Annotated in this window: 22 protein-coding genes; 5 read left to right on the top strand and 17 right to left on the bottom strand. The window is 37.6% G+C overall.

Annotation, left to right across the window (positions count from 1 at the left end; translation table 11 throughout):
* Nucleotides 1-2: 2 nt before the first annotated feature.
* On the bottom strand, nt 3-1,004 hold the full coding sequence (locus AAA926_RS09700; RefSeq protein WP_198181160.1) for a substrate-binding domain-containing protein: 1,002 nt from the start codon (nt 1,002-1,004) through the stop codon (nt 3-5).
* A gap of 149 nt (nt 1,005-1,153) precedes the next feature.
* Here AAA926_RS09700 and AAA926_RS09695 point away from each other — a divergent pair, with 149 nt between their 5' ends.
* Nucleotides 1,154-2,254: an aminopeptidase P family protein gene (locus AAA926_RS09695; protein ID WP_198181159.1), complete on the top strand. Its 1,101-nt coding sequence runs from the start codon at nt 1,154-1,156 to the stop codon at nt 2,252-2,254.
* A 79-nt stretch (nt 2,255-2,333) separates the two neighbouring features.
* Here AAA926_RS09695 and AAA926_RS09690 read toward each other — a convergent pair whose 3' ends face one another.
* Together AAA926_RS09690 and AAA926_RS09685 are read right to left on the bottom strand one after the other, a co-directional pair.
* Nucleotides 2,334-2,750 carry a DUF1269 domain-containing protein gene (locus AAA926_RS09690; RefSeq protein ID WP_198181158.1) on the bottom strand — a complete coding sequence of 139 codons (417 nt, stop codon included), beginning with the start codon at nt 2,748-2,750 and terminating at the stop codon, nt 2,334-2,336.
* A 17-nt stretch (nt 2,751-2,767) separates the two neighbouring features.
* Nucleotides 2,768-3,193: a DUF948 domain-containing protein gene (locus AAA926_RS09685; protein WP_198181157.1), complete on the bottom strand. Its 426-nt coding sequence runs from the start codon at nt 3,191-3,193 to the stop codon at nt 2,768-2,770.
* A 111-nt stretch (nt 3,194-3,304) separates the two neighbouring features.
* Here AAA926_RS09685 and AAA926_RS09680 point away from each other — a divergent pair, with 111 nt between their 5' ends.
* A complete protein-coding gene (locus AAA926_RS09680) occupies nt 3,305-4,120 on the top strand; it encodes a mechanosensitive ion channel family protein (protein WP_198181156.1) in 816 nt (271 codons plus the stop codon).
* A gap of 90 nt (nt 4,121-4,210) precedes the next feature.
* On the opposite strand, the gene AAA926_RS09675 is transcribed toward AAA926_RS09680, so the two are convergent.
* Complete coding sequence (locus tag AAA926_RS09675) at nt 4,211-4,825, bottom strand: XTP/dITP diphosphatase (RefSeq protein WP_198181155.1); 615 nt, start codon at nt 4,823-4,825, stop codon at nt 4,211-4,213.
* A gap of 13 nt (nt 4,826-4,838) precedes the next feature.
* The gene (gene murI / locus AAA926_RS09670) at nt 4,839-5,627 is read right to left on the bottom strand and encodes a glutamate racemase (protein ID WP_198181154.1); all 789 of its coding nucleotides are present in this window, start codon (nt 5,625-5,627) and stop codon (nt 4,839-4,841) included.
* 69 nt (nt 5,628-5,696) lie between these two features.
* Between murI and AAA926_RS09665 the strand changes: the two genes are divergently transcribed.
* Nucleotides 5,697-6,116, top strand: coding sequence for a YslB family protein (locus tag AAA926_RS09665; protein WP_198181153.1), 420 nt, complete (start codon nt 5,697-5,699; stop codon nt 6,114-6,116).
* Nucleotides 6,117-6,188: 72 nt separating this feature from the next.
* Nucleotides 6,189-6,560: a large-conductance mechanosensitive channel protein MscL gene (gene mscL, locus AAA926_RS09660; protein WP_046331689.1), complete on the top strand. Its 372-nt coding sequence runs from the start codon at nt 6,189-6,191 to the stop codon at nt 6,558-6,560.
* Between the two features lie 27 nt (nt 6,561-6,587).
* On the opposite strand, the gene trxA is transcribed toward mscL, so the two are convergent.
* The 10 genes from trxA to AAA926_RS09610 form a co-directional block, all read right to left on the bottom strand.
* Nucleotides 6,588-6,899, bottom strand: a complete 312-nt coding sequence (gene trxA, locus AAA926_RS09655; protein ID WP_034980713.1) for a thioredoxin — start codon at nt 6,897-6,899, stop codon at nt 6,588-6,590.
* An 85-nt stretch (nt 6,900-6,984) separates the two neighbouring features.
* On the bottom strand, nt 6,985-9,339 hold the full coding sequence (locus AAA926_RS09650; protein ID WP_198181152.1) for an endonuclease MutS2: 2,355 nt from the start codon (nt 9,337-9,339) through the stop codon (nt 6,985-6,987).
* Between the two features lie 53 nt (nt 9,340-9,392).
* A complete protein-coding gene (locus AAA926_RS09645; RefSeq protein WP_045927649.1) occupies nt 9,393-9,698 on the bottom strand; it encodes a DUF1292 domain-containing protein in 306 nt (101 codons plus the stop codon).
* Nucleotide 9,699: 1 nt separating this feature from the next.
* Nucleotides 9,700-10,128, bottom strand: coding sequence for a Holliday junction resolvase RuvX (gene ruvX / locus AAA926_RS09640; protein ID WP_198181151.1), 429 nt, complete (start codon nt 10,126-10,128; stop codon nt 9,700-9,702).
* Complete coding sequence (locus tag AAA926_RS09635) at nt 10,128-10,385, bottom strand: IreB family regulatory phosphoprotein (RefSeq protein WP_038521496.1); 258 nt, start codon at nt 10,383-10,385, stop codon at nt 10,128-10,130. The genes ruvX and AAA926_RS09635 overlap by 1 nt, the downstream gene beginning before the upstream one ends.
* A 52-nt stretch (nt 10,386-10,437) precedes the next feature.
* Nucleotides 10,438-13,077, bottom strand: coding sequence for an alanine--tRNA ligase (gene alaS / locus AAA926_RS09630; RefSeq protein WP_198181150.1), 2,640 nt, complete (start codon nt 13,075-13,077; stop codon nt 10,438-10,440).
* A gap of 294 nt (nt 13,078-13,371) precedes the next feature.
* Nucleotides 13,372-14,202 (bottom strand): NAD(+) synthase, encoded by an 831-nt coding sequence (gene nadE, locus AAA926_RS09625; RefSeq protein WP_198181149.1) that lies wholly within the window; start codon nt 14,200-14,202, stop codon nt 13,372-13,374.
* Nucleotides 14,199-15,677 (bottom strand): nicotinate phosphoribosyltransferase, encoded by a 1,479-nt coding sequence (locus tag AAA926_RS09620; protein WP_198181148.1) that lies wholly within the window; start codon nt 15,675-15,677, stop codon nt 14,199-14,201. Before AAA926_RS09620 ends, nadE begins: the two co-directional genes overlap by 4 nt.
* 75 nt (nt 15,678-15,752) lie before the next feature.
* A complete protein-coding gene (locus AAA926_RS09615) occupies nt 15,753-16,844 on the bottom strand; it encodes a glycosyltransferase (protein WP_338207394.1) in 1,092 nt (363 codons plus the stop codon).
* Between the two features lie 2 nt (nt 16,845-16,846).
* Nucleotides 16,847-17,578, bottom strand: a complete 732-nt coding sequence (locus AAA926_RS09610; RefSeq protein ID WP_198181146.1) for a WecB/TagA/CpsF family glycosyltransferase — start codon at nt 17,576-17,578, stop codon at nt 16,847-16,849.
* Nucleotides 17,579-17,702: 124 nt separating this feature from the next.
* Here AAA926_RS09610 and tagD point away from each other — a divergent pair, with 124 nt between their 5' ends.
* Nucleotides 17,703-18,089 (top strand): glycerol-3-phosphate cytidylyltransferase, encoded by a 387-nt coding sequence (tagD, locus tag AAA926_RS09605; protein ID WP_198181145.1) that lies wholly within the window; start codon nt 17,703-17,705, stop codon nt 18,087-18,089.
* A gap of 40 nt (nt 18,090-18,129) precedes the next feature.
* Here the strand turns inward: tagD and AAA926_RS09600 are convergent, their stop codons facing one another.
* Together AAA926_RS09600 and AAA926_RS09595 are read right to left on the bottom strand one after the other, a co-directional pair.
* Complete coding sequence (locus tag AAA926_RS09600) at nt 18,130-18,828, bottom strand: GntR family transcriptional regulator (protein WP_198181144.1); 699 nt, start codon at nt 18,826-18,828, stop codon at nt 18,130-18,132.
* Nucleotides 18,829-18,909: 81 nt separating this feature from the next.
* Nucleotides 18,910-20,025 carry a hypothetical protein gene (locus tag AAA926_RS09595; RefSeq protein ID WP_198181143.1) on the bottom strand — a complete coding sequence of 372 codons (1,116 nt, stop codon included), beginning with the start codon at nt 20,023-20,025 and terminating at the stop codon, nt 18,910-18,912.
* Between the last annotated feature and the right edge of the window lie 34 nt (nt 20,026-20,059).

The raw sequence follows: 20,059 nt of genomic DNA, 5'->3' as shown, positions 1-20,059 counted from the left end.
TTTTACTCATTTGTTGTACTTTGTTTTTTCAATATTTCATAAGGCAGCTCGATCTGGGTTTCTGGCACTTCTTCATTATTCATCAGTTTAGTGAGCATTCTCATGGCTACTGCGCCAATATCATAAAGTGGTTGCCGAATAGCTGTTAAAGCGGGACGTACAACTGACGCAATTTGCGTGGCACTTGCAGTAATTATTTCTAATTCTTCCGGCACCTTTTTACCAGCATCAATTGCTGAATTCAAAATTCCGACAGCGGTAACGTCACGGGTGACAATTACACCATCAACACCATCGCGGTCTAACTTAGACAATAAATTATAACCATCAGAGTGATCTTTAACATTAGAATAAATATGGCCCTCACCCAAATTATGATCCGCCATAAATTTCTTATATGCTGGAACTCTGTTTTGGGCATTAACTACTGTATCGGGATCGCCTAGCACTAAAGCCAAATTCTTTCTACCATCATTATAGAGCAAGTTTAAAGCTTCTGTATCAGCTTTTTGATAATCTATAGCAACTGAAGGAAATTCACTGTGGCTATCCTTAGTTCCTGCCAGAACCACAGGAGTATCAGTACGCTTAAAGGCTTTAACAGCTTCTTCAGGCAGTGCATCTGACATGTAAATTACGCCATCAACCTGTTTGTTAAGCAAGCCTTGAATTGCCTGATCTTCTCTCATCAAACGGTTTTCAATACTAGTGATAATAATGTTGTACTTATATAAAAGCGCAATATCATCAATCCCTTTTGACAATTCTGCAAAATAAAGGTTGGTTAGATCTGGCACAATTAAACCGACCGTAGTAGTTCTCTTGGAAGCAAGCCCTTGTGCTACTGCATTGGGCTGATAATGCAAACGGTTAATTACTTTCATTACCCGATCACGCGTATCTTTACGCACATTTGTATTGCCATTAACTACTCGTGAGACTGTGGCCATCGAGACTTTAGCCTCACGAGCTACATCATAAATTGTAATATCTTGTTTACGCATTCTTGGTTCCCCCATCTTAATTTTACTAGTATAAAATTTATCATTTTTTTCCAAAAAGTGCAAACGTTTACAACTATTCTTTCATTTTTTCAAGTCAAGAACATGATATACTTTCTTTAACTGTAAATTCAAAATGGAAGGAAGAAGCTATGAATTTAACAAAATTACAAGAATGGCTGCAAAGTTCTGATAAGGATGTAGCCTATATTTCTAACCCAACTACAATTGCCTACTTTACCGGATATGACATGGAGCCGCACGAACGAATTTTTGCCCTTTTAGCATTTAGGGATCAGGATCCGTTTGTCTTTGTGCCGGCTTTAAACGTTGAAGAAGCCAAAGACTCCGCCTGGAATGGTGATGTTTACGGTTATCTGGATTCAGAAAATCCCTGGGAGATTATCGCTGACAAGGTAAAAAGCAGAACAAAAGAGTATCAAAAATGGGCTGTAGAAAAAAACAACCTGTCTGTTTCTCACTACCAACTCATTCACGCACAATTTCCCGACGCAAATTTTGACGGCGACGTTTCGAATTTTGTTAATAAAATTCGCCTGTATAAAACTCCTGAAGAAATCAAGCAATTGCAAGCCGCTGGACGTGAAGCTGATTTCGCATTTCAAATTGGCTTCGATGCTATTAAGGAGGGCGTCACTGAAAGATATATAGCAGGACAAATTGAGTATCAGCTCAAAGTGCAAAAAGGTGTCATGCATGAAAGTTTTGAAACTATTGTGCAAGCGGGTGCCAACGCCGCCAATCCTCATTTGGGTCCTACTATGAATAAAGTTAAGCCAAATGAATTAGTTCTCTTTGACCTTGGAACAATGCACAATGGCTATGCTTCAGATTCCAGCCGTACTGTTGCTTATGGCGAGCCGACCGCTAAAGAAAGAGAAATTTACGAAATTGATCGTGAAGCTCAACAAGCTGCTATCGACGCAGTTAGACCTGGTATGACTGCTTCTGAACTCGACAGTGTCGCTCGCAATATCATTACAAAAGCCGGCTATGGTGAATACTTCATCCACCGTTTGGGACATGGTATTGGCAAGGAAGTGCACGAATATCCTTCAATTGTCCAAGGTAATGATCTTATAATTGAGGAGGGCATGTGCTTTTCGATTGAACCCGGAATTTACATTCCAAATGTTGCGGGTGTCAGAATTGAAGATTGTGGTGTCGTTACTAAAGATGGCTATGAACCTTTTACTCATACCAGTAAAGAACTCAAAGTTTTGCCTCTTTAAACAAGAATTTAAATCACTTGACCACACAAAAATGGCACTAGCAGCAATATCTTATCTGCTAGTGCCATTTTTTATTAATTTATGGTCTGGAATATGGATCAACTGGTGCATCAGACGGATCAGATGGACCTTCTGGTTTTGGAGGCTCCGGTTGATTAAAATCGTCTGTTGTTTCTGCATGATGCAGATCATTGGCTACATCTTGAGCATGATCTTTTTGTTGAACATCATCATCTTTTGAATTATCAATAACGATATCATCAAAATCCTTTAGTTCTGAATCATCTTCTACATTCTTAGGGAATGAAGCCAGTTGATTCTTCACTATTTCGGTACCGTTATCATATTTCTTCTTTAAATCCTGAACAGTTTCATTGTTCTTAACTTTTTTCTTTAACTCGTCGATTTGATCATCACTTACTAAGAGAGAACCAGCAAGAAAACCTGCGGCAGTCCCAACAATAGTTCCCAAAACAAAACTTACAAACTTTTTCATAAAAGTAACTCCTTTTACTAATCTTCACCTTTACGTCGCTTATGCCGTGCAAACACCGATGCTAAAGCAGATGACATTAATCCGTTACGCTTCCAATGAAAATTATTGAAACGTTTTGCCATTTTTCTGGTAGAGGTATTAACATCTGAAACGCTTTCGCCCAGATCAGCTGCTGCCTGAACAACAGGATCAATAGTTTTCATTTTAACATTAACATCTGCTAACAAGACATTGGTTTTGTCCAGCAAATCTCCAGTCTGATGCAGTAAACCATTAACATCTTCAGAAATTTGCTGAATAGACTCGTTAGCACTTTGGATTGCTTTTTCAGCTTCTTTAGTCGCCTTTGCGGCACGAATAAGCACTGGAATTGTGAAAAGTACTAAAATTAATAATGCAATGGCAGCAATCAACCCTGCTAATGCACCATAAGAAAATTTCATCTTTTACCTCCAATTCTATACCTAAAAAAAGTCTAGCATGAAAATGCTTTAATCTCAATCTATATGTCATATTTTGTTATAGTTAATATGCATATACGAAAGGTAATTACCATGAATAAAATATTTCAAATCAACAAAAACGTCCTCAAATTCAACTGGGACAGACTGGGTGAACAAGTTTTGGCAATTGTCTGGCAGTTAGCAATTTCTTCCTTAGTTTTTTATTTAATTGACCATTTTGGCAAAAAAATTATCAGCCATTATTTGAAGCGCAGTAAAAGAAAACAAAATAAGAGAACACAAACTGTTACAGCATTAATTAACAGTATCTTTGAATATACAGTAATCTTCTTTTACTTATTTGCGGTTTTATCCATTTTAGGCATTCCAATTGGAACTCTGCTTGCAAGTGCCGGTATTTTTTCACTAGCTTTAGGTATGGGAGCGCAAGGATTTGTCAGTGATTTGGTTAATGGCTTTTTCATCTTAAGCGAAGATCAGTTTGATGTGGGTGACATTGTTTCCATCAACAATCAAACAGGAGTTGTTGTTCAGTTGGGTTTAAGAACTACCAGACTTAAAGGATCGGATGGTTCTATTATCTACATTCCTAACCGCAACATTTCAATAGTCCAAAATTTGGCCCATGGCGGCATTGGTTTGGATATAACAATGCAGCTTAAAGCCAATAATGACTTTGCAAAAGTTCATGAACTTATCAATCAAGTTAATAAAAATTTAAGCACTAATATTAACTTTTTAGTGCAGGAGCCCAAAATAGTTGGAATCACAGAACAAACAGCACAAACTGTCAATTATGTTATTCATTTTCAAGTTAAACCTGGCCATGAAAAAGAAGTCCAAGATGAGTACCTCACACAATATTTAAAAATATTACCTCAAAATAAAATTTTACTGGCAGAATAAAACAAAAACTGATAAACATCACATCAGACAAATTCAACGAAATTATTATTCTTGTTGAAATAGTACTTGAGATTTTTATCAGTTTTTTACTTATTCAAATTGAGCCAGCCATTGAGGTAATTCTTTGAGCAGTTGGGATATCGCTTTCCCTCGATGAGAAAGGCTGTTTTTTTCTGCAATTGTCATCTCTGCAAATGTTTTCTGTTTTTCTGGTACATAAAAAAGCGGATCATAACCAAATCCATCATCGCCTTGAGGAGCTGGCAAAATCAAGCCTTCGCATTGTCCTGAAACAACTAAATCCTGGTCAAAATGACCTGGCTTAGAAACTACGATTGTAGTATTAAATCTAGCAGTCCGTTTTTTTAAGGGTACTCCGCCAAGTTCTGCTAGCAATTTGGCATTATTTTTTTGGTCATTATGTTCGGGGCCGGCAAAACGTGCAGAATGAACTCCAGGAGCACCATCAAGTGCATCAACAATTAACCCGGAATCGTCTGCTATTGTCAACATATGGCTGTAATCTGCTAACTCGTGGGCCTTCAACTTAGCGTTTTGCTCAAAAGTTATTCCATATTCATCAACTACAGGTGGTCTATCTAAATCAGCATTGGTTTTGAGGCTAACATTAATTGCAGCCGTTTTAAATGCTGATTTTAGCTCCTTGACTTTTCCTTTATTGGTGGTAGCAAATAATATTTCCATTTTTTCTCCTTTACTAAAGGTGCTGTGCACTAAATTTCTGATCCTGTAATACTTTTTTACCAAGTTCATCAAACATTTTGACATCACCTGTAGTATAGTATTTGTGTTTCCCCTCAGCTGAACTATCCGTGAACATCTGATCACGTTTCATAATATTATATGTATACTGGGCAACTTGATCGGCAGGGTCAATTATTTGTACATCGGGTTTCAAGCACTGGGTAAATTCACTGCGGATAATTGGATAATGAGTACATCCTAAGACTAAAGTATCAACACTTAAATTGTTTATTGGTAATAAAATCTTTTTAAGTGCAGCTACATAAGCTTGATGTCCCGCATTGGCTTCAATTAGGGGTACAATTTGTGGAGCAGCTATCTCGTTCACAGTTATCTCAGGATCACGTACCTGTATTTCCTTTTGATATGCATGTAAGCCAACAGTCATCTTGGTGGCCACGACTGCAACATTTTTGTTTTTGGTCGCATTTGCTGCTGCTACAGCACCTGATTGGATTACACCAATAATTTGTGGTTCAATTTCTTTTTGAATTGCTTTCATAGCCACTGCCGTGGCTGTGTTACATGCAAAAATGATTAATTTGACATTTTTACTTAATAAAAAGTTAACACTCTGCTTAGTAAGAGCGATAATTTCTGCTTTAGACTTATCACCGTAAGGAATATGAGCATTATCACCAATAAAAACGGTCGCCTCGTGTGGCATTTTGGCAATAATTTTTTTGACTACTGTCAACCCGCCAACACCAGAATCTAGCAAGCCAATTGGTCGGTTATCCATTATAAAAGTCTCCCCTAAATAATTTATACTTCAGTCAATTTTACGGTAAAATAAAAGAAAATAAAAGGGATGAATTTCTTTATGCAAAACAATAACGAGCAACACGAACATGTTTATTTTGTAAATCAACTTTATCGTGATTTCTTACTGCCAACAATTTTAGGTGAAGACAATGAAGCCATTCTTTATTGGGGCGGCAAACGAATTGCCCGCAAATATGATTTGTTGTCATTTGAAGATGTAGTTAGTTTCTTTGCAACTACAGAATTTGGCAGCTTAGAAAAGACAAGGACCCATCACAGCGAAGAAGTATTTAAGCTCAAAGGGCAAAACGTGACCGATCGGATTAACAGTGGCAGTCGAGAATTTTCTCTTGAAGCTGGCATCATTGCAGAAGCAATTGAAAAGGAAACTGGTCGCACAACTGAGTGCGAAATCAAAGTTGATGAGCGAAAAAAAGAAGTTAAATTAATCGCTAAGTTTGATTAAACTTCCAGAAACAAATAATTTAGTCTTTTGCTATTTTTGCAATATGATTAAAGTAAGAATGGAGGAAATAAAATGCTTAGAGAATTTAAAGAATTTATTCAACGTGGTAATGTTATTGATCTGGCTGTAGGTGTAATTATTGGTGGAGCTTTTACCAACATTGTTAATTCTTTGGTAAATAATTTGATTAACCCACTTTTAGGGTTGTTTATTGGAAAAATTGATCTATCCAATTTGGTATTTAAAGCCGGTGGTGCCACATTTAAATACGGTGAGTTTATCAATACTGTAATTAATTTCCTGATTATAGCATTCATAGTTTTCTTACTAGTCAAAGCTGTCAATAAAGTAATGAGACACAATGAGCAGCAACAACCTGCTGGTCCATCTGCGGAAGACTATCTCAAGGAAATACGCGATTTATTAAAAGAAAAAAGCAATTAAAAAAATTCCTGCACAAGCAGGAATTTTTTATTTTGTGTATTGATCCAAAATCTGACTCAGTTTTGCTTTTGGAGTATAGCCAGTAATTCGGTCCACAATTTCACCATTCTTTTTAATCAATAAAGTTGGAATGGCCATTACACCCAAAGAGCTTGGCACTTCCTTATTTTGATCAACATCCATTTTGGTAAATTTAACGTCTTGTCGCTCTTCAGCCAGTTCATCAACAACTGGTGATTGCATTTTACAAGGACCACACCAGGTTGCCCAAAAGTCTGTTAAAACGACACCGTCTTTTGTTTCTTCTTCAAAGTTTTGATCTGTAAGCTCATCAACCATGAAAAACCCTCCTTTAAGGAAAAAATAGTTATCTATTGATATTTTCATTATAGCAAGCAGACTTACTTTTTACAAGTAAAGCATTTTATTGTAAATGAACAATAGTAGCACCATTGCCACCCTCATTTGCTGGAGCGTAATTATAACTTTTTACATGCTTGCTTGACTTTAAATACTGCCAAACACCTTTTCTAATTGCACCAGTTCCAATACCATGAATAATCGTGACAACATCAAGGCCTGCGAGCAGTACAGAGTCAATATAGCGATCAAGATTAGTCATTGCTTCATCATAACGCTGACCGCGCAAGTCAAGCTCACTTCTCACATTGCTCCTTCTGCTTGCGCTAACAGCGCGAACTTGCTGGTGGGCGCGCGACTCTTTTGGAGAACCAATTTTTTCAATGTCGCGATCACTGACTTTAACTTTAATGATGCCCATTTGTACTTCATATTCATGTTCGGATAATTTTTTAGTAATCGTACCAGTTTGTCCGTAAGACAACACTTTTACCTTATCACCTACATTGACATGATGACGTCTTTTTTCACGTTGCAAAACACGGTTGTGAGCCAAATTCTCATTTTGCCGTGCAAGTTGATTAAATTCACCCTTAGCTGCAATCACTTCATTTTGTTTGACATTGCCCTTTTGCTCTTCAAGCTGAGCTATGATTTTATCAGCTTTTTTACGACTTTTTGTGACTACTTCATTAGCTCTTTCCTGGGCAAATTCCAGCTGCTTTTGCACACGCTGATTATACCAATCCAATGCTTGCTGCAACTTTAGTTCAAGTTTTTTAGCTCGATCAAGACTAGTTGTTAAATGACTACGCGCATCTGAAGCAGCTTTAGTTTGTTTGGTCAACTCGGTAATCATTTGGTTAATATCAACGTTTTCGTCACTCATTAACCCTTGAGCGTTTTTAACCACATCCTCACGCATCCCTAGCCTGCGAGCAATAGCAAAGGCGTTACTGTGACCAGGAATACCAATTTGTAAACGATAGGTTGGAGACAGTGTTTTTAGATCAAATTCCATAGAGGCATTAGTCGTTCTTTTACGATTATAACCATAAAGTTTAAGTTCTGGGTAATGGGTAGTGACGATAATTTTAGCTTTCTTTTGCCGTAAAAAATCCAAAATACTAATTGCAAGACTGGCTCCTTCTTCTGGATCCGTCCCCGCTCCAATTTCATCAATCAAAACAAGAGTTTCAGCATTAACATTTTTCATTATTTTAACAATATCGTTAATATGTGAAGAAAATGTGCTGAGTGATTGCTCAATAGATTGTTCATCCCCAATATCAGCGCAAATATCCTTAAAGACGCCCGCTTTACTGCCTTCTGCTGCCGGGATAAATAACCCTGACTGGGCCATCAATTGTAAAATTCCTGCAGTTTTTAATGTGATAGTTTTTCCACCAGTATTGGGACCAGTTATCAGCATCGTATCGTAATCTTCACCAAGGCGAATGTCGTTTGCAACTACTTTTTTGGGATCAATTAAAGGATGTCGCGCCTGTAAAAATAAAAGTGACTGATCATGAGTCAACTTTGGTTCAGTTGCTTTCATAGCATGAGCCAATTTTGCCTTTGCCTGGATAAAATCAAGCTCAACCAAGGAGCTTGCAATAGCATCTATACTGTCAACTTCTGGGCGCACTAAATCTGACAGATTGCGTAAAATCCGACTAATCTCCCTTTTTTCTTGCGCCAAAAGATTTTGCTGACGGTTGTTAAGATTTAAAACTGCACTCGGCTCAATAAAAAGCGTTTGCCCGCTGGCACTCTGGTCATGAACAACGCCACCAAATTTATTGCGGTATTCTTGCTTAACCGGAATAACGTATCTTTCGTCACGAATAGTCACTATTTGTTCAGATAAATATTTACTGCTATTACCTTTTGTGTAGCTATCCATTTTATCTTTAATCTCTGCATCATTATTTTTGATTTCGCGACGTAAATGGGATAATTCAGCAGATGCAGTATCAAGAACTTCCCCGTCAAAATCCAGTGAACGCTTAAGTTGCTTAAACAGTGACTGAGGCACGTCCAATTGCGTTAAAATCGAATTTATTGCCGTTAAATCCAATTTTTCATCATCAACATCACTAAAAAAGTCGTTGATTTCATTAGCAAGTGCTAAAACCAGCAATAAGTTGCCTAATTCCTTTGCATTCAAATTTGCTTTGATCCGCAAACGCTTAATACTCGGCTCAACATCAGCAAAATCTGTTAAGGGCAGTTGTCCCTTGATCCGCAAAATATCAGCACCTGCCAAAGTCTGCTTCAGTGCCAGTTCGACTTGAGCAAAGTTATCACTTGGTACAAGACTCTCAGCTGCCATTTTAGCTGGTGTAGTAATCGCCATTTGTTGCAGTTGTTCAGTAATTTTTGCAAATTCTAAAGTTTCTAATATCTTATCATTCATTAGTTTCTAAATTATTAATCTTGAATAAAAAAGGCTGGCCCAGCCAGTCTTTTTTATTCACCACTCAATCGGTCGTCGTCCAAAAATGTGTTCAAAACTCCTTGGACCATATTCCATTCATCATCCGCTTCAATCTCGTGTAAGTCACTGCTAGTGACATCACCTGCGGCATCGGAGTCATAACTAAAAGCCAAAACTTCAATTTCCTCATCATCACTGGCAGCTGCCGGATAAAGCAGAACATATGATTTATCATAGTCATCAGAATGAAATGTAAATAAAATTTCATATAATTCTTCGTTGCCTTGATCATCAATCAAGGTAATTTGACGGTCATCACCGTTAACTTCTTGTGTCATATTAATCCTTTCGGTTTAGATCCAAATAATTTTGTAAAATCAAGACAGCGGCCATTTGGTCAATCACTTTTTTACGTTGGTGGCGGTTGTGCATATCTGCTTCTTCAACTAAAACACGTTCAGATTCAACTGTAGTTAGTCTCTCATCAGAATAGTGCACTGGCAAACCAAACTTCTTTTTAAGCCTTTCACCGTATGCCTTACTTCGGGCAACCGCTGCACCTGAAGAGCCATCCATATTTTTGGGCAAACCTAAAACAAAACCCGCTGGTTCATATTGGCGCACAATCTTTTTAATTGCACGCATACCAAAATTATAACGCGTTTCATCAATAGGGATAGTTTCAAGCATTTGTGCAGTGATGCCTAATTCATCACTGACTGCAACGCCTACTGTCTTTGATCCAACATCTAAACCAACTAATCGCATTATTTATCTTTTCCAAGATAATTTTTGACAAGCTCTTCAATAATTTCATCACGTTCGTGTTTTAAAATTAAATTACGAGCATCATTATGCCGTGGAATATAGGCTGGATCGCCAGACAACAAATACCCGACAATCTGATTAACTGGATTATAGCCCTTCTCTTCCAGAGCATTATAAACATCTTGCAGAGTATCATGAACGTTTTTGCCTTTATTTTCATTAAAGTCAAAGTGCATTGTCTTATCTAGCGAACTCATAATCATTCCTCCTAGCACAATTTTACTTGAAAAACAGTATAAACTCAATCAATTAATTTTTTGAAATCGCTGTGATCACTGTCTGAATAGCCTTTTCAAGACCTTCAGGTTTTTTACCTCCGGCTTGAGCCATATCTGGGCGACCGCCTCCTCCTCCTCCAAAGATTGGAGCAGCTTGCTTAATTAAATCACCTGCTTTAAGGCCCTTGGCTAATGCTTTATTACCTAGGCTAATGATCATATTGGCCTTGCCGTCACTAGCAGTGGCCAAAATCAGCACATCTGAATTTTTGCCACTCTTCCAAGTATCGGCAAATTCACGCAAATCATTCATTCCGTTAACATCAACTTTTTGGGCAATAACAGAAAGATCACCGACCTGCTCTATATTATCAAAAATAGAGTTGGCTTTACTTTGATTAATTTGCAAATTCAAATCTTCAACCTGCTTTTGACTGTCATGCAGGTCCTTTTCAAGCGAATCAACCTTATCAATAATATCTTCTGGTTTAGTTGACTTTACTTCTGCTTGAATCTCATCTAACAGTTCAGACCTATTGGCTAAGTATTCATATGCTTTCTTAGAAACAACTGCTTCAATTCTTCTCATTCCTGCACCAATAGCTGATTCAGAAATAATCTTAAAAATACCTATTTGGTTAGTATTGGCGCAATGAGTACCACCACAGAACTCAATAGAAAAATCAGACATCTGCACAACCCGAACTTGATCACCGTATTTACCGTCAAACAAAGCCAAAGCGCCCATTTTTCTACCAGTATCAGGGTCAGTGATGGTAGTTTTGACATCAATAGCTGCCCAGATTTTTTGGTTTACCAGGTTTTCAACGGACTTAATTTCTTTTTTAGTCATTGGTTCAAGCGCAGTAAAGTCAAAGCGCAAATAATCGGGTTCAACCAAACTGCCGGCTTGATGAGTATGTTCACCCAGTACGCTTCTCAAAGCTGCATGCAACAAGTGAGTAGCCGTGTGTGAGTGGCGCAGACCTTCGCGGCGAACTCTGTCGATCTTTAGAGTATATTCCTCACCTTTTGTCAGAGGTAAAATCACATCGACAAAATGCATATTTTGGTCATTAGGCGCATGTTGCACATCAGTTACTTGGGCAACTAGTTCTCCTTCCTGATCATAAATATTGCCGTGATCAGCCACCTGACCACCACGTTCACCATAAAAAGGAGTCTTATCAAAAATCAAAACGGCATTATCGCCATCTGCTCTATTAACCAATTGATCATTGACAATAATATCAACTAGTTTTGCGTGCTTTTCTTCATAAACACCGTATTCAAACTCTGACTTATCCTTTAAGTTCATCAGGGTTTCATCTTGAGAACTCATTGATTGCAAATTACCACGAGCTTTACGAGCACGTTCTTTTTGGGCAGCCATTTCAGCATCAAAGCCTTTTTGATCAACTTTTAAACCTGCATCCTGTGCAGTCTCAAAAGTTAGTTCATAAGGAAAGCCATAGGTATCAAATAACTTGAACGCATCTTTACCAGTTATAGTTTTATCTTCTGACTTTTGTGCACTTGCAATTAAGTCATCAAGTAAAGTTAATCCTGATTCAAGAGTTAACTGGAATCTTTCTTCTTCATTCTTGATTACTTTGGCAATGAAATCTTTTTGCTCTGTCACTTCTGGGTAATGACTCTGCATAATTTTACCAACCACTGGTACAAGTTTATAAAGAAATGCACCCTTAATGCCTAAACGCTGACCATTTAAATCGGCACGCCGAATTAGGCGCCGTAAAACATAGCCACGCCCTGTGTTTGATGGCAGTGCACCATCTGCAATGGCGAAACTGACAGTACGGACGTGATCTGCAATAATCTTAAAAGCAGTGGTATCTGCCTTATTTGTGCCATATTTTTTAGCAGCAGTCATTTTTTCTGTTTCATGGATAATCGGCAAAAAGAGGTCAGTTTCAAAGTTAGTTGGCGCATCTTGCAAAATAGACAAAACGCGCTCTAAGCCCATACCGGTATCAATATTCTTATGTGGTTGATCAACATACTTGCCATTTGCCAAATGATTATATTGTGAAAAGACAATATTCCAAATTTCCAAATAACGGGCATTTTCACCACCAGGGAAGTTTTCTGGATCATCTTCTGCCACATCGTTATTTTCCTGACCACGATCATAAAAAATTTCAGAGTCAGGACCGCAAGGACCTTCACCAATATCCCAGAAATTTTCTTCCAGTTTAACGATATGATCCTCGGGCATACCAACTTCAAGCCAAATTTTATGTGCTTCTGTATCTTTAGGGTAAACAGTACAGTAAAGTTTTTCCTGATCTAAATCAAGCCAGTCGGGACTGGTCAAAAATTCCCAGGCCCAAGTAATTGCCTCTTTTTTAAAATAATCGCCCACAGAAAAGTTGCCGAGCATTTCAAAAAAAGTTTGGTGTCTGGCTGTTTTACCAACATTTTCAATATCATTGGTTCTGATTGACTTTTGTGAACTGGTAATGCGATGATTTTTGGGCACTACTGAGCCATCAAAATATTTCTTCATCGTCGCCACACCGGAATTGATCCACAGCAAGGTGGGGTCATCTTGCGGAATCAATGATTGACTGGGCAATACCATATGGCCGTGCTGCTTGAAGAAATCCAAAAACATCTGTCTAAATTCTGAACTTGTCAGTTTCTTCATCAAATATATCTCCCTTTTTGCCAAAATAAAAACACTGTTGCTTATCTTAAGGACGCCTTAAAACGCGGTACCACCTCAATTGCAACAGTGCTTGTTACCTCTTAATTATTTTTATTTATTTGAACTGTAAGGAGCATTTTTTAAATAGCAGTAAATCTTTTTCACCAGGCGATTCTCTCTTTGAACTGCTAATCTTAAAAAACATATCTTAAGTTATCAGTAATTGTACTACTTGCACAGTTTTTGTCAATAACAGGCCTACTGAGGAAAAATCAAGCTCCAAATATCTAGTCCTTATTTACGATAAAAATCATCAAAAACAGTTATGGGCAAATGCCTTTTATGTTCACTTTTACGCCATAGAGATTCAATTTTTTCAGCGGCTGTTTCAGAAACTTCATGCCCTTCTAAATAGTTGTCAACATCCTGATAGCTAACACCGAGTGCAACTTCATCAGGTAAGCCTGGCTTATTTTCTTCCAAATCTGCCGTTGGTGCCTTTTGGTACAAATGCTCTGGACAATTTAAAAATTTGAGCATCTGCTTACCTTGACGTTTGTCTAAGCGAAATAGTGGCGTTAAATCTGCCGCACCGTCACCGTATTTAGTATAAAAGCCGCTAAAATTTTCAGCCGCATGATCTGTCCCAACAACAGCTCCGTTATTAGCTCCTGCAATAGCATATTGGACTACCATACGCTCGCGCGCTTTTACATTGCCTTTATTGAAATCTGTAATTTTTTGCCCAGCTTCATTCAAACTAGCTACTAAAGCATCAACAGCCGGTTTAATATTGACTGTTAAATCCTGGTCGGGTTTTTGAAATGCCACAGCGTCAGCTGCATCTTGTGCATCTGCTTGAACGCCATAGGGTAAACGAACCGCAATGAATTGATATGAATTGTCGCCCGTTTCCTTACGCATTTCAGTAATTGCCATCTGACATAATTTCCCAGTCAGCGTGGAATCTTGCCCGCCAGAAATACCCAACACATAAGACTTCAAAAATGTATTTGCTTTAAGATAATCTTTCAAAAAATCAACTGAACATCTAATTTCTTTTTGCGGATCAATTTGAGGCAAAACATGTTCATATTTTATAATTTCCTTTTGCAGTGGTCTCATTGTGCAGTATCTCCCTTATTGATTTTAGTGCGAATATCCTGGATGATGTTCATTTTACTGTCATACAAATCTTGAGAAAGATCAACAGGGTATTCCTGTGGGTTCAAACTTCTTTTATATTCATCCCAAAGACCATCTAAATTAGCAGCACAAAAGTTTTTGATATCTGTTAATTTAGGCTTGTGATATTTCAATTGACCATTTACAAAAATATCTTTTAAAAGCGGCTCAGCAATATAATCCGTTACCACTTTATTGATATAAGTATACTGAGGATGAAACATATAAAGTGAATCAAATTCTCGCGGATCTACACCCGCCCGTGCAATCCAGTCACCCTCATTTTTCTTTTCAGTATTGGCTGAAATACGCCAAACCTGCTTTTTACCAGGAGTTGAAACCTTTTCCACATTAGAAGAAATTTTTAAAGTATCACGCATATGGTGCTGATCATCTTCAATTGAAACTAATTTATAAACGGCTCCTAGAGCGGGCTGGTCATAAGCAGTAATATATTTAGTGCCAATGCCCCAAACATCAATTTTGGCTCCCTGCATTTTTAAACTGGTAATCGTAGTTTCATCCAAATCGTTTGAAGCAAAAATTTTGGCATTGGTATAACCGGCATTATCCAGTTCGCGACGAACCTGCTTGGAAATATAAGCCATGTCACCAGAATCAATACGTACGCCTTGAAAGTTTATCCTATCACCCATTTCATTGGCAACACGAATAGCATTTGGTACGCCACTTCTGACAGTGTCATATGTATCTACAAGAAAAACGCAGTCCTTATGCGTTTCTGCATAAGCTTTGAATGCTTCATATTCACTGCCAAATGCCTCCACCAATGAATGAGCATGTGTACCAGAAACAGGAATCCCAAACAACTTACCTGCACGAACATTGCTTGTTGAGTCAAAACCACCGATATAAGCTGCACGAGTACCCCAGATAGCAGCATCTGCTTCCTGTGCCCGTCTAGTACCAAATTCCATGACGCCGTCGCCTTGCACTGCTAGCTTGACACGAGCTGCTTTAGTTGCTAACAAGGTTTGATAATTAATAATGTTTAAAATGGCAGTCTCAACTAATTGACATTGAGCCAGTGGTCCTTCAACTTGCAGCAAAGGTTCATTGGCAAAAGCTATTTCTCCTTCGCGCATCGACCTTACCGTAAGCTCCATTTTCAATTGGCGCAGATAATCAATAAAATCATCGTCATAGCCAATTTCTTCTTTTAAGTACTTCAAATCACTTTCTTTAAATTTTAAGTTTTGTAAGTATAAAATTACGTGTTCTAATCCTGCATAAACAGAATACCCATTGCCAAACGGTTCTTTACGGTAATAAACCTCAAAAACCGCATTACGTTCCGAAATTCCTTTTTTAAAATAGGTATACATCATGTTAATTTCATACAAATCTGTATGAAGAGTTAACGAGTCATCTTTATCCAATTCTTGGTAAAACATTCTGTCCTCTTAATAATCCACTAATATTTTTTTCTTATTATAAACATTTGTGGATTTTTTAACAAACTTAGTAATTTATTCAATCTTGTTATATACCTGCAAAATGCTTTCTAACTGCTTCTTTAATGAAAAATTTCGTTCAACATAATTTTTCTCACGCTGAGCCATTTCCTTAAGCTGATCTTTAGGGGTGTCTACAGCCTGCTTTAACTGGGTACAAATCGAATCTACATCACCAATATTAGCTACAAAACCATGCTTTTGATCTGGTATCATTACTTTAATATCACCAACTGCAGTTGACAACAGCGGCAAAAGATTATCGCTTGCTTCCAATAAAACTAAGGGAAAACTCTCTGAATATGAAGTTAAAACCGCTAGATCCATACGCCGATATAAGTTTTTCAATTGTTTATGCGTCATAAAGCCTTGAAAAGTTACTTGTGGACCCAATTTTAGCTGTTGCGCTAGATTTTTTAGAGAGCTTAACTCCGTACCATCCCCAACAATAAATAAATGAACATTGGCATTATTTAGTTTTTTTAATGCTTGCAGCAGCAGCGCCTGGCCCTTAACTTTTTCGGCTCTGGCAACATTTACTATATTAAAGTTGGGATGTTCATATTTAGCAGGAATTTGGCTGTCCTCATGAAAAAAAGTGCCATTATATATTACATGAACCTTTTCCGAATTAATTTTTACCTTTTTAACTAATAAATTAGCAAATCTTTTAGTAATAGCAAAAATACAATCAGCATGGCTAATTGCATGCAAATTAACTCTAGTAAATATTTTACCCTTTAAACCAAGACCGGCAAAATCAAGATAGGGGTCGGAATGAATAGTTATGCACCATTTAGCCGTAATTTTTCGCCTAATTAAAGACAGGAATAAATTTGCTCTTGCTCCATGAGTATGAACTATATTAAAGTTCCTTTGATTAATGAAATTAGCCAGCTTATTCAAGCCACCTAAATCATAACGACTTTTTATTCCCAAAACTTGTACATCCAGTTTTGCCCTGCGAGCAGCTTGAGCAACGGGACCTTCGGCTAAACATAATAAAGTAAAATTTTGTTGCTCATTTTTAGCCTCTTTTAGCAAATTGATGATATGGGTCAGACCGCCGCCATTTTCGAGTCCAGCATTAACGTGCAAAACTTTCATAATTATTCTTTTCCTTTTTTCGACTGGTAAACTGCGTGAACAAAATGTGGCAAAACCATCATTCTCTTTAACCGAGAGGGATTTTTAAGAAGACGATAAAACCACTCTAAATGAATAGTCTGCCAAATCTGAGGAGCTCGTTTGACCTTTCCTGAAAAGACATCAAAACTGCCCCCTACTCCCATCATAAGAGCGGGCAGCAGGTTTCTTCGCAAAACAGACAAAAGCTGTTCCTGACGTGGTGAACCCAGGGCGGCAAAAACAAGGTCAGGCTCTGTACGTTCTATCTGGTAAGCAACAAGTTCCAAATCTTCCTTAAAATAGCCGTCCTCAGCTCCTACTAGCTGAATATCAGAATAGTCCCGGGCAATTTTGCCTTGAATGGCATGAATCACCTCGGGTCGCGCCCCGATAAGATATACTTTTAAACTGCGGTCATTTGCCAATTTCATAAGCCAGGAAAACAGATCATAACCCGTTACCCGTTCTTTAAGCGGTTCTCCTAATATGTGACTTGCTTTGACAATTCCAATGCCATCAGCGGTGATATAGTCAGCATCATAAGTTAAAATCTTCATAAATTCAGGATTTTCATTAGCTGACATAACAATTTCAGGATTGGCAGTAACTATAAAGGTTGATTGATGAGCATTGATTCTGCCAACAAATTCATTTTGAAACTGATTAAAACTTTTATTATCGAAACTAACTCCTAAAACATTTACTTTAGTCATAACTATATCTCCTAATCCTCAATTTACTTTATTTTATCAAAATAATTTCGAATTGAGGATACGCTTTACCTTTTCTATAAATATGATACTATTAACTCGTCAAATTAATAGGAGTACTGGAACTATGAAAAAAATAATTACTTATGGTACATTTGATTTATTGCATTATGGCCATGTACGCTTGCTAAAACGAGCTCGCGAATTAGGCGATTATCTTATTGTTGGTTTGTCTACCGACGAATTCAATCAATTTCAAAAACACAAGGAATCGTATAATAATTATGCTGAGCGTAAATATATCCTAGAGGCTATTCGTTACGTCGATCAGGTTATTCCCGAAAAAGACTGGGAACAAAAAATAAAAGACATTCAAAAATATGATATTGATACTTTTGTCATGGGTAATGACTGGAAAGGTAAATTTGACTTTTTAACACCGTACTGCAAAGTAGTCTATTTGCCTCGTACACCGGGAATCTCTACCACTAAAATCAAAGATGATTTAAAATAACAAAAACTCCGAACTAACTAACAAAGTTAATTCAGAGTTTTTATTTTGCAAAAGTAAATTCAAAACGATCCGCAACATAGCTGGCTCTAGTATACTCAAAGGGTACGCCATTAGAGAGTTCAGTTACTTGCAGGCGAGTAATTAATGCTTCACCTTTCTTGGCATCAAGTAATCTAGCCGCATTTTCGTTGGCCACCGCTGCAGAAATATATTCAGTTACACGTCCTATTTTATAACCATTTTTTTCTAAAGTTTGATATAAATGCGAAGAAATATCGGCTTTGGACATATTTAAAATCACGCTATGCGGAATAGATACAACTTCATAGCAAATCGGAACCTCATCTGCATAACGAATACGCTCCATACGCAAAACTTCCTGCGTATCATCTAAATTCAACCGCTCCATTTCAGATAAGGAAGGCTTACCAAAACGATAAGAAATCAACTTACTTGAAGGCGTTTGGCCATTAGCATGGGTAATATCGGTAAAAGACATAATTCCCGACATTTTTTCCTGCACTTTTTGGTTAGCCACATATGTTCCGCTACCAACACGCTGTTCTAAAATGCCTTCATCTTCCAAAGTTTTAATTGCTTGTCGCAACGTCATCCGAGAAACACCAAACTTTTGGGCTAGCTGCCTTTCAGCTGGAATTTTACTACCAACTTTGTAATTATGCTTTTCTATTTCACGTTTAATTTGATTGTGAATTTTGATGTACATTGGTTCTTCCATGAATGCACCTCCATTACACATCTTATTATAATTCAAATTGGTCTACTCTGCATGATACGTTACAAATTATAATTTAGCAACCTAATTTTTCTTAGTGGTCCATTTCATGCCCCATAAACGAAATTCAGCATTTTGTCCACATTCTACCGTTATCGAATCATCACTTGTGGCAATCACGCTAGCATGCAAGTGTGCCTGATTTTCTACGGCCAAGTTTGCACCATTAGAATTAAAGATAAGATCATGTCCTTCAAATTTAGCCTGATCGCTTAAAGCTAAAAAATACTCGTACTCATTGCCACCATTGAAAGTTACGCGCCTTGAATTGCACTCAACTTCATTCTGAAAATCAGCATGATTGACAATAACAGAATTGTTAAATGTAATCTTCGCTTCCCCTGTAGCAATCAAGCGGTTTATTCTGCTGTTTTGAATAATTATGTGTGGGTTTTTCTCGCAGTAAAAGCCACCCTTAAACTCACTGCCAATGATATTAATCCAGTTCTCATCGGTTATGAACATTCCGGTATCTTCTTGTGACAAAAGCTTGCTGTTAAGCATGTTCAACCAGACCTGTCCCTGAATAAGAAGTGAGGAAACAACGGTGTTATTTATATCTAATTCAACATTTGCTTTTTTAAAGGTATCAATACTGCCATGAATGCGAGAGTTATTGATAACAGCAGTGCCATGCCCTTCCAGTGCCAAAGCTCCAATATCTTGAACGACATTTTTGATAGTCGAATCATTCATTTCCAAGCGAAAATTGGAATCAGCAAATAAAGAAACTGAACCATTCATGATTACTGTCGAAAACAGCTCCAGTGTCACTTTACCATTAGCAGCTATAGTAGCAGTATCACCACCGAAACCCTTGACAATACAATTGCGTAATGACAAAAAAGTATTGGCTGCAGCAGGCACAAATAAGCTGTTAGCATCATTTACAGTATTAACACACAAATTTTCTAAATTAACAAATTGACTGCCAGCATCTACATTCACATAACCCAGTATCGTTGTATCTTCAGGAAGATTGCCAGTTCCTTTAATCGTAATATCAGCTAAAAAAGTTCCCGCAGGTATTTCATAAAATCCTGGCTCCAGAAGCAAGACATCATCAGCACGCAAATCATTTAAGGCATTATGCCAGCTAATTTCTTTACCTCCGGCACCAACTCGCACAAGTCTTGACATATATTTCCCTTCTTAATCAAAGTTAGCTTCTTTA

This window comes from Lactobacillus juensis (assembly GCF_036246285.1).
Classification (GTDB): Bacteria; Bacillota; Bacilli; order Lactobacillales; family Lactobacillaceae; genus Lactobacillus; species Lactobacillus juensis.
This window is presented reverse-complemented; position numbering and strand designations above follow the sequence as displayed.